Annotated in this window: 7 protein-coding genes; 5 read left to right on the top strand and 2 right to left on the bottom strand. The window is 72.2% G+C overall.

The features are described from left to right. Window positions 1-311 precede the first annotated feature (311 nt). Together ABT085_RS16140 and ABT085_RS16135 are read left to right on the top strand one after the other, a co-directional pair. Entirely contained in the window at window positions 312-2,297 is a 1,986-nt protein-coding gene (locus ABT085_RS16140) for a galactose-binding domain-containing protein (protein ID WP_502982740.1), read from the top strand. A 66-nt stretch (window positions 2,298-2,363) separates the two neighbouring features. Then, the gene (locus tag ABT085_RS16135) at window positions 2,364-2,975 is read left to right on the top strand and encodes a TetR/AcrR family transcriptional regulator (RefSeq protein WP_351607212.1); all 612 of its coding nucleotides are present in this window, start codon (window positions 2,364-2,366) and stop codon (window positions 2,973-2,975) included. Window positions 2,976-3,023: 48 nt separating this feature from the next. Here the strand turns inward: ABT085_RS16135 and ABT085_RS16130 are convergent, their stop codons facing one another. Then, window positions 3,024-4,220, bottom strand: a complete 1,197-nt coding sequence (locus ABT085_RS16130; protein WP_351607210.1) for a cytochrome P450 family protein — start codon at window positions 4,218-4,220, stop codon at window positions 3,024-3,026. Between the two features lie 302 nt (window positions 4,221-4,522). Here ABT085_RS16130 and ABT085_RS16125 point away from each other — a divergent pair, with 302 nt between their 5' ends. The 3 genes from ABT085_RS16125 to ABT085_RS16115 all read left to right on the top strand — a co-directional run bounded on the left by ABT085_RS16125 (window position 4,523) and on the right by ABT085_RS16115 (window position 8,878). Beyond that, window positions 4,523-5,029, top strand: coding sequence for a MarR family winged helix-turn-helix transcriptional regulator (locus ABT085_RS16125; RefSeq protein ID WP_351607208.1), 507 nt, complete (start codon window positions 4,523-4,525; stop codon window positions 5,027-5,029). Between the two features lie 169 nt (window positions 5,030-5,198). Next, on the top strand, window positions 5,199-6,059 hold the full coding sequence (locus tag ABT085_RS16120; protein ID WP_351607206.1) for a DMT family transporter: 861 nt from the start codon (window positions 5,199-5,201) through the stop codon (window positions 6,057-6,059). A 113-nt stretch (window positions 6,060-6,172) separates the two neighbouring features. Then, window positions 6,173-8,878: a SpoIIE family protein phosphatase gene (locus ABT085_RS16115; RefSeq protein ID WP_351607204.1), complete on the top strand. Its 2,706-nt coding sequence runs from the start codon at window positions 6,173-6,175 to the stop codon at window positions 8,876-8,878. On the opposite strand, the gene ABT085_RS16110 is transcribed toward ABT085_RS16115, so the two are convergent. After that, window positions 8,797-9,990 (bottom strand): PP2C family protein-serine/threonine phosphatase, encoded by a 1,194-nt coding sequence (locus tag ABT085_RS16110; protein WP_351607197.1) that lies wholly within the window; start codon window positions 9,988-9,990, stop codon window positions 8,797-8,799. The genes ABT085_RS16115 and ABT085_RS16110 overlap by 82 nt on opposite strands. Window positions 9,991-10,044 lie beyond the last annotated feature (54 nt).

The raw sequence follows: 10,044 nt of genomic DNA, 5'->3' as shown, positions 1-10,044 counted from the left end.
GGGGCGGTCCGGCCGCCTGCCGGCCGCCCCGAGGTCACGGCCTCCGGCCCGCGCCCGCTCACTGATGGCCCATCAGGTCAACCGTCCCGGACTCTTGACTCGTCAAGCGCCGGTGGTCATGCTCATCGAAAGTTTTGCGCCGGTCATGACAATCCAGGCCACGGTCGGGGACGACCGCACACGGCCACGGCCTGGCCCGTCGACCGTGCCATCCCCCCGACCAAGGGATGTGGGCAGTGAGCAGGACTGGACGCACCGGCCGCGGACGCCGTCATGTCACCGTTTTCTCCTTGTTCTTCCTCGTGCTCGTCATGGCCCTCGGTCCCACGCCGAGCTCGGCGGCAGGCACCGACTGGTGGATCCCGACGGCACGGCCCGCGCCGGACTCGCAGATCGGCGTCACCGGCGAGCCGTTCAAGGGCGTCGACGCCCAGGGAGAGGTGCGCGGCTTCGTCGACGCGCACGACCATCTGATGGCGAACGAGGGCTTCGGCGGGCGGCTCATCTGCGGCAAGCCGTTCTCGGAGGCGGGGATCGCCGACGCGCTCAAGGACTGTCCCGAGCACTACCCCGACGGCTCGCTCGCGATCTTCGACTACATCACCCGCGGCGGTGACGGCAAGCACGACCCGGTCGGCTGGCCCACCTTCAAGGACTGGCCCGCCCATGACTCGCTGACCCACCAGCAGAACTACTACGCCTGGGTCGAGCGGGCCTGGCGCGGCGGCCAGCGGGTGCTCGTCAACGACCTCGTCACCAACGGCGTGATCTGCTCGGTGTACTTCTTCAAGGACCGCGGCTGCGACGAGATGACGTCGATCCGGCTCCAGGCGAAGCTCACCTACGACCTCCAGGCGTACATCGACAAGATGTACGGCGGCACCGGCAGGGGCTGGTTCCGGATCGTCACCGACAGCGCGCAGGCCCGCTCGGTGATCGAGCAGGGCAAGCTCGCGGTGGTCCTGGGGGTGGAGACGTCCGAACCGTTCGGCTGCAAGCAGATCCTGGACATCCCGCAGTGCAGCAAGGCCGACATCGACGCCGGACTCGACGAACTGTACGGACTGGGCGTGCGCAGCATGTTCCTGTGCCACAAGTTCGACAACGCGCTGTGCGGGGTGCGCTTCGACGAGGGCGGACTCGGAACGGCCATCAACGTCGGGCAGTTCCTGTCGACCGGCACCTTCTGGAAGACCGAGAAGTGCACCGGACCCCAGCACGACAACCCCATCGGCACCGCCGCCTCCGCCGCGGAGAAGGACCTGCCCGCGGGCGTGGCCGTCCCCGCCTACGACACGGACGCGCAGTGCAACACCCGTGGCCTGACCGACCTCGGCGAGTACGCCGTACGCGGCATGATGAAACGCAAGATGATGCTGGAGATCGACCACATGAGCGTCAAGGCGGTCGGCCGGGCGCTCGACATCCTGGAGGCCGACTCGTATCCCGGCGTGATCTCCTCGCACAGCTGGATGGACCTGAACTGGACCGAACGGGTCTACGGCGTCGGCGGATTCATCGCCCAGTACATGCACGGATCCGAGGGCTTCACCGCGGAGGCCAGGCGCACGAAGGCGCTGCGCGACAAGTACGACGTGGGCTACGGGTACGGAACGGACATGAACGGCGTCGGCGGCTGGCCGGCACCGCGCGGCGCCGACGCCCCGAACAAGGTCACGTACCCCTTCAGGAGCGTCGACGGCGGTTCCGTCATCGACCGGCAGACGACCGGGCAGCGCACCTGGGACCTGAACACCGACGGAGCCGCGCACTACGGCCTCGTCCCGGACTGGATCGAGGACATCCGGCTGGTCGGCGGCCAGGACGTGGTGGACGACCTCTTCCGGGGCGCCGAGTCCTATCTCGGCACCTGGGGAGCGACGGAACGGCACCGGGCGGGCGTCGACCTGGCCAGGGGCGCCGCGGCCACGGCCAGTTCGGCGGAGTGGAACCCGTTCACCAGCTACGCGCCGGGCCGGGCGGTGGACGGCACCCGCGACACCCGCTGGGCCAGCGACTGGAGCGACGACCAGTGGCTGCGCATCGACCTGGGCGACACGTACCTGGTCAAGCGCGTCACCCTCGACTGGGAGCGCGCGTACGGGAAGTCGTACCGCATCGAGCTCTCCACCGACGGGACGACCTGGCGGACCGCATGGGCCACCGACTCCGGTGACGGCGGCCTGGACACGGCCCGGTTCGACGGCAGCCCGGCCCGCTACGTCCGGATCCACGGCCTGGGCCGCGGCACCGGCTGGGGGTACTCGCTCTACGACGTGGGCGTGTACGGAAGTTGACCACGGCCGTGGCTCCCGGCTGATCCCGGTGGGCCACGGGCGGCGACGAGCGCGAAGGGCACACGGATGGCGCGGATGCCGTCGGCCGAACGACGACGACAGCTGACGGAAGCGGCGATCAGGGCGATGACCCGGGACGGCGTCGACAGGACGACGACCCGGTCCATCGCCGCCGAGGCGGGCGTGTCGCTGAGCGTCTTCCACTACTGCTTCGACTCCAAGCAGGCCCTGGTGGAGTCCGTCATCACGACCATCACCGACCACTCCGTGAGCGTCGTCAAGCAGGCCCTGCGGCCGCGCGACACCCTGGAGGAGACCGTGCGGGCGGGGTTCCAGGCGTACTGGGACCACGTCCGCGCCCACCCCGCCGAGCACATGCTCACCTATGAGCTGACGCAATACGCCCTGCGCCGGGCGGAGTTCGCGCACCTGGCCCGCCGGCAGCACGAACTGTACGGCGACGTCTACGCCGAACTCATCGGCAGCCTCTGCCGCACCATGGGTCTCCGGCTCCGCGTGCCCCTCCCGGTCCTGTCCCGCTACCTCGCCGCCACGACCGACGGACTCACGCTCCACTATCTCGTGCTCGGCGCGCAGACCGACTGGGACGGCATCCTGGACACGGTCACCGCCCATGTCGTCGGCCTGGTACAGGACGAGGCCCGGCCGGGCCCCTGACCGGCCGGACCGCGTCGGAGGTCCAGGGCGTGACCCGCCGGACAGGCTCTAGGCGCCGAACCGCACGGGCAGACTGCGCGGGCCGCGGATCAGCATCCCCTGCCGCCAGCCGATCGCCGCGGGGTGGATGTCCAGCGTCAGGTCGGGACAGCGTTCCAGCAGGCTCCTGACGGCGATGCGCGCCTCCAGCCGGGCCAGCGGAGCGCCCAGGCAGTAGTGGATGCCGTGGCCGAACGCCACATGGCCGCGGGCGTCACGCGAGATGTCGAAGCGGTCGGGGGAGGCGAAGCGGGCGGGATCGCGGTTGGCGTCCGCGATGGCGACGAGGACGAGTTCCCCGCCGGCCGGGATCACCGTGCCGCCGATCGTCACCGGCTCGGTGGTGAAGCGGAACGTGGGGGTCTCCACCGGGCCGTCGTAGCGCAGCATCTCCTCGACTGCGGCGTCGATGAGCGAGAAGTCCGCTCGCAGTGCCGCCAGTTGATCGGGATGGGTGAGCAGGGCGAGCACGCCGTTGGAGATGAGGTTCACGGTCGTCTCGTGCCCGGCGACGAGCAACAGCCAGGCCATGCCGACGAGTTCCTCATGGGACAGCCGGTCGCCGGTGTCGTCCGAACCGTGGATCAGCGCGCTCAGCAGATCCTGTCCTGGCCGCTCGCGCTTGCCGTCGACCAACTCCCCGATGAATCGCGCCATCGAGGTCGCGGCGGCCCTGCGCTGTCCGGCGTCGGTGGCGCCGAGCGCGTCGTTCGACCAGGTCCTGAAGGACTCCCGGTCCAGGTCCGGGACGCCGAGGAGTTCACAGATCACCGAGATGGGCAGCGGGAAGGACAGCGCCTCGACGAGGTCGGCGCGCCCGTCCGGCGCGGCGAGCATCCGGTCCAGCAGCGCGTCGGTGGTCTCCTGGACGCGCGGGGCGAGTTCCTCCACCCGGCGGGGCGTGAACTCCCGGGCGACCAGCCTGCGCAGCCGGGTGTGGTCGGGCGGGTCTGCCCTGAGCATGTGCGGGCCGGAGGACACGGCACTGAGCGGAAGGGCGGGGGACGCCTTGCCCCAGTCCTTCGAGAGCCGTGGATCGGCCAGCGCGGCACGCCCCTCCTCGTGTCCGACGACGAGCCAGGCCTGCGCGCCTCCTTCCGGCATCCGGATCCGGTGCACCGGACCCTGGGCCCGTAACTTCGCGTAGACGGGATACGGGTCGCGGGTGAAGGACTCACCGAGCGCGGCGAGATCGACGATGCTCAAGCGGTACCACCTCACTGGGCTGGCTGGGCTGGTGGGCCGCGGTCCGGCGGGAGAGCCCGGAGCGGCGGGGCGAGCGGACGGTGACGGCGGCCGGGCGGAAGCCCGTCGACTCTAACGCGTCCGGTGTCATCCCGGGCTCCGGTCAACTCCCGGAGTGGTCTTGATCCCGAACGTCACCGGGCCGTGCTGCCGCTCCGACACGGCCGTCACTCGCCCATTCTCCGTCTGCCGCCACCCCGGCGGCATATCGTCGGCGTAGCTGATCATCAGCAGAACTGACTATCAGTGGATACGCTGGTGCCGTGACGCACGGCGACGGCTCGGACGACGGCTCGCCGGACCCCTCGGCGGTGCTCGCCGGCCGCCTCGGCCACCTGCTCAAGCACGCACAGCTGCGGCTGGCCGAGGAGTCCGCCCGAGCGCTGGCGCCGTTCGGCGTCGACGGCCGCGAACTGGCGGTCCTCGCCGTGTTCGCCGGAGGCCGTCCGCTGTCCCAGGCGGAGGCCGCGGCCGTGCTGGGGGTCGACCGGACGACCATGGTGGCGCTCGTCGACGCGCTGGAGGGGAAACGGTTCGTCGAGCGTCGCCGCAGTGCCCAGGACCGGCGTAGGAACATCGTGGAGCTGACGCCGGTGGGCCGGGACCGCTTCCGTGCCGCCGAACGGGCCCGTCTGGAAGGGGAGCGCCGCTTCCTCGCTCCGCTGTCCGGCCCGGACGCCGGACAGCTGATCCGCACCTTGCAGACCCTTGTCGGGCGCGGGGAGCGGGACGGTGCGGAACAGGGCACCCCGGCGGGCCGCGGCGAGTGAGCAGGCGGGCCCCGGCGCCCAGGAATTCCGGGCGGCCGGCTCTCCCGCTGTGACCGGTGGCCGGTCCGCGCGCCGCCCGGGTGGCCGGTTCGCGTGGCGCCCGGGTGGTCGGTTCGCCGTCGGTTTCCGAAACTGGGGCGGGGGCCGTCTCGCGGACAGGTGACCGAAGGTGATCGAGCTGGCTGCGGTGTTCGCGGTCGCGGGTGCCCTGAGCAATGCCACCGGGACCGCGTTCCAGCGCAAGGCCGCGTCGGACAGCAACCGCAGCGGGCTGCGGCTGCTGCTCGAACTGATGCACAAGCCCGCATGGCTGATCGGCATCGCGGGCGTGGCCGGGGCCGCGCTCTTCCAGGCTCTCGCGCTGATCAACGGACCGCTCGCCCTGGTCCAGCCGCTGTTCATCCTGGAACTGCCGTTCGCCCTGCTCATCGGGGCGCACCTGCTGCACCGCCGACTGCCGGGCACGGGCTGGCGCGGGGTGTGCGGTGTGGTCGTGGGCCTCGGTGTCGCCCTGGCCGCGGCCGCACCGCACGGCGCCGGAAACCAGGCCGCCGTCGTCCGCTGGGTGCCCGCGCTCGTACTGTGTCTGGGCGCGATGGCCGTGGCCGTGGCCGTGACCCGCCCGGGGCGTCCGGCGGCCTTCCGGGCCGCGGTGCTGGCGGCGGCCGCCGCGATCGGCAACGCCCTGACGGCCGCGCTGCTCAAGTCCGCCGCGGGCACCTTCGCCGACGCCGGCCTCCCGGCGTTCCTCCGCTCCTGGCAGACGTACGGGTTCGCGCTCACCGGGATCGCCGCCGTCGTGCTGCTGGAGAACTCGCTCCAGGCCGGCCCGCTGGCCGCCGCCCAGCCCGCGCTGACCGTCGGGGACGCGGCGGTGAGCCTCGCGCTGGGGGTGTTCCTGTTCGGCGAGGAGATCCGGACCGGCTGGTGGCTCGTCCCCGAGGTGCTGGGCGCCGTGCTGATCGTGCTGGGTGTGCTGGACCTGAGCCGGGCGGTGCCACGGATCAGGCCCGTCCCGCGCGACGGCTGACCCGTCCCCGCGCGACGGCTGCCCCCTCTCGTGCCCCGGGCGGATCCGGGGGCGCCGGCCGCCCCGGTGGTGCGGACATGGCCCCCCGGGATCACCAGTGCTACAAAGGTCACATGGCGAATCGTTTCGCCGATTTTCGACGCCGCTGGCTCGGACGCCTGGTCGGCAAAAGCCCCCGCAGCGTGGCGGGGCAGGTGCTGGTGCTCCAAGTGGCCCTGGTCGTCCTGCTCGTGGCCTGCGGCGTAGTGGCGGTCTTCCTCCAGTCGGAGCGGGACACCAAGGCCGAGGCCGAGCGCCGTTCCGTGGCGGTGGCGCAGGCCTACGCGCACTCGCCCGGCGTCCTGGCGGCCGTGCAGAGCCCGGACCCGAGCAAGATCCTCCAACCGCTCACCGAGGCGGGGCGCAAGGCGGCCGGGGTCGACTTCATCGTGATCATGGACACCAAGGGCATCCGTTACACCCACCCGCTGCCGAGCCGGATCGGCAAGCGGTTCGTCGGCAACATCGAGCCCTCGTTGCACGGACAGGTGTACGTGGAGAGCGTCCGCGGGCCGCTGGGTCACGAGGTGCAGGCCATCGTCCCGGTCGAGGACCCCGACGGCCACGTCGTCGCCCTGGTGTCCGCCGGACTGAAGGTCAAGAACGTCACCGGCGCGGTGGAACGGCAACTCCCGATCATCCTGGGCACCGGGATCGCGGCCCTGGTGCTGGCCACCGGCGGCACGGTCCTGGTCGCCAGACGGCTGCGCCGGCAGACCCACAGCCTGGCCCCGGACGAGATGAGCCGCATGTACGACCATCACGACGCGGTGCTGCACTCCGTACGCGAAGGCGTGCTCATCGTCGGCGGCGACGGACGGCTGCTGCTGGCGAACGACGAGGCCGTCCGGCTGCTGAGCCTGCCGCCGGACGCCGAGGGCCGGCACGTGACGGACCTGCCCCGCCTCGCCCCCGAGCTGCGGTCGCTGCTCGCGTCCGGCCGCGAGGCCTCCGACGAGGTGTACTTCGCCGGGGAGCGCCTGCTCGCGGTCAACCAGCGGCCCACGGACCGCGACGGCGGCCCCAAGGGCACCGTGGTCACCCTGCGCGACTCCACGGAACTCCAGGCGGTGACCGGCAGGGCCGAGATCGCGCGCGAACGGCTCAAGCTGCTGTACGACGCGGGCCTGGGCATCGGGACCACCCTGGACGTGCTGCGCACCGCCGACGAGCTGGCGCACGTGGCGGTCCCGCGGTTCGCGGACTACGTCACCGTGGACCTGGCCGACGGCGTGCTGCACGGCGAGGAGCCGGCCGCCACGGCGACCGGCATGCGGCGCACGGCCGTGTACGGCGTCAGGGACGACCACCCGCTCTACGAGAAGGGGCGGTTGATCGACTTCGTGCCGTCCACCCCGCAGGCCCGCGGCTACGGCTCGGGCCGTTCCGAACTGGTGGCCGACCTGACGACCGCCACCGGCTGGCACGCCCAGGACCCCGAACGCACCCGGCGGATCCTCGACTACGGCATCCGGTCCCTCATCACCGCCCCGATCCGGGCCCGCGGTGTGGTGCTGGGCATGGCCAACTTCTGGCGCTCCACGCAGCACGCGCCCTTCGACGAGGAGGAGGTGTCGCTGGCGGAGGAGCTCGTGGCCCGGGCCGCGGTCAGCCTCGACAACGCCCGCCGCTACGCCCGCGAGCACGCGCTGGCGGTCACCCTCCAGCGCAGTCTGCTGCCCAGGGCCCTGCCCGAGCAGAACGCGCTGGAGGTCGCCTACCGCTACCTGCCCGCCCAGTCGGGGGTCAGCGGCGACTGGTTCGACGTGATCCCGCTGCCGGGCGGCCGGGTCGCGCTGGCCGTCGGCGACGTGGTCGGCCACGGCCTGCACGCCGCCGCCACGATGGGGCGGCTGCGCACCGCGGTGCACAACTTCTCCGCACTCGACCTGCCGCCCGACGAGCTGCTCAGCCATGTCGACGACCTGGTGGGCCGCATGGACCAGGAGGAGGCGGACACGGAGAGCCCCGCCGGCGTCATGGGCGCCACCTGCCTGTACGCGATCTACGACCCCGTGACGCGCCGCTGCGTCATGGCACGGGCGGGGCACCTGGCCCCGGCGCTCGTGTGCCCGGACGGCGTCGCCACCTTCCCCGACCTGCCGGCCGGGCCTCCGCTGGGCCTGGGCGGCCTGCCGTTCCAGACCGCCGAGCTGGAGCTCGCCGAGGGCACCCAGCTCGTCCTGTACACCGACGGACTCATCGAGGACCGCCGACGCGACCTCGACGAGGGCATGCAGCTGCTCGCCGACGCGCTGGCGGGCCACCCCGAGCGCAGCCCCGAGGAGAGCTGCCAGGCGGTCCTGGACGCGCTGCTGCCCGACCGCCCCAAGGACGACGTCGCCCTGCTCGTCGCCCGTACCCGCGGCCTGCCGCCCGAACGGATCGCCGACTGGGACGTGCCCGGCGAGCCGGCCGCCGTCGGGGCGATGCGCGAGGCCGTGACCGGCAAGCTGGAGGAGTGGGGCCTGTTCGAGCTCGGCTTCGTGCTGGAGCTGATCCTGAGCGAACTCGTCACCAACGCCATCCGCTACGGCTCCGAGCCGATCCATGTGCGTCTGATCCACGACCGCGCGCTGATCTGCGAGGTGGCCGACGGCAGCAGCACCTCGCCGCATCTGCGGTACGCCGCGACGATGGACGAGGGCGGCCGGGGCCTGTTCCTGGTGTCGCAGATGTCCGAACGCTGGGGCACCCGCTACACCCCCCAGGGCAAGGTGATCTGGGCCGAGCTGGCACTGCCGGCGGAGACCGGGGATCCCGGTCCGGAGCCGGGTTGACCGAGGTCGCGGCTCCCCTCGTGGTCGGCACGGGGCTTCGGGGGCTCCTGGGTGCGGTACGCGGCGAGGGCGGCGGTGTCGTCGTCCAGGATCCCGCCGGTGTGGGCGAGCAGGTCCTCGTGGAGCCGGTCCAGCAGCGCGCGGGGTTCGAGGAAGCCCCACGACCGCACCCGGTCGAGGAGGGGATAGAAGTTCCGGCCCTCGTCGCGGGCCTCGGTCACACCGTCGGTGTAGAGCAGGAGCAGATCGCCGGGACGGAAACGCCGTACGTCCACCCGGTGGTGCTTGTCGACCAGCACACCGATGTTGACGGGCGGCGAGGGATCGTCCGGCTCCAGCTCGACGACGCCGTCGTGGCTGATGAGCAGGGGTGGCGGGTGACCGCAGTTGACGATACGGACCACGGGCTCGTGATCGGGGATCTCGGCGAACACCGCCGTGACGAAGCGTTCGGCCACCTCGCTGCCGGGCGGGAGCAGGGCCGCCCTGCGGTGCATGCTGTCCTCGACCCGGCGGGCCACCGCGGTGAGATCGGGTTCGTCGTGGGCGGCCTCGCGGAAGGCGCCGAGCATCGTCGCCGCCGTCTCCACCGCGACCAGGCCCTTGCCCCGGACGTCGCCGATGAGCAGGCGCACCCCGTACGGACTGGGCACCGCCTCGTACAGGTCGCCGCCGATGCGCGCCTCCGCGGCGGCGGACAGGTAGAGGGTCTCCACCCTGATCGGCCCGAGGCGGTGGGGCACCGGGCTCAGCAGCACCTGCTGCGCGGTCTCGGCCACGGAACGCACGGACGCCAGGGTCCGCTCCCGGCGGATCCGGTGAGCGGCGAGGATCGTGCCGAGCACCCCGAGCAGGGCGGTGCAGATGTACGCGGTCACATAGTGGCGCTCCCACAGGTACCCCACCTCGCGGCCCGCGCAGCACGGGGTACCGGCCAGGACCATCTCGAACCCGACGGCGAACACCGTGACCCCGGCGACGGCGACGGGACCGTAGGAGAAGGCGGCGATCACGGGGAGGGCGGTGAGCAGGAAGCTCACCGGCCACTGCACCGGGGTGAGGGGTTCGAGAGCAAGGATCACCACGACGTAGCCGGCCGGGAGCCAGCGCACCCACCGCGACTCCGGCTTCCTCCGCTGCCGTGCTCCGACGTCCTCGGGCCGCCC

The sequence above is a fragment of the Streptomyces sp. NPDC002265 genome (assembly GCF_040296125.1).
Lineage (GTDB): Bacteria > Actinomycetota > Actinomycetes > Streptomycetales > Streptomycetaceae > Streptomyces.
This window is presented reverse-complemented; position numbering and strand designations above follow the sequence as displayed.

Coding starts and splice junctions, on each gene's coding strand:
- ABT085_RS16140 (WP_502982740.1), top strand. CDS start 312: ATGGCCCTCGGTCCCACGCCGAGCTCGGCGGCAGGCACCGACTGGTGG.
- ABT085_RS16135 (WP_351607212.1), top strand. CDS start 2,364: ATGGCGCGGATGCCGTCGGCCGAACGACGACGACAGCTGACGGAAGCG.
- ABT085_RS16115 (WP_351607204.1), top strand. CDS start 6,173: ATGGCGAATCGTTTCGCCGATTTTCGACGCCGCTGGCTCGGACGCCTG.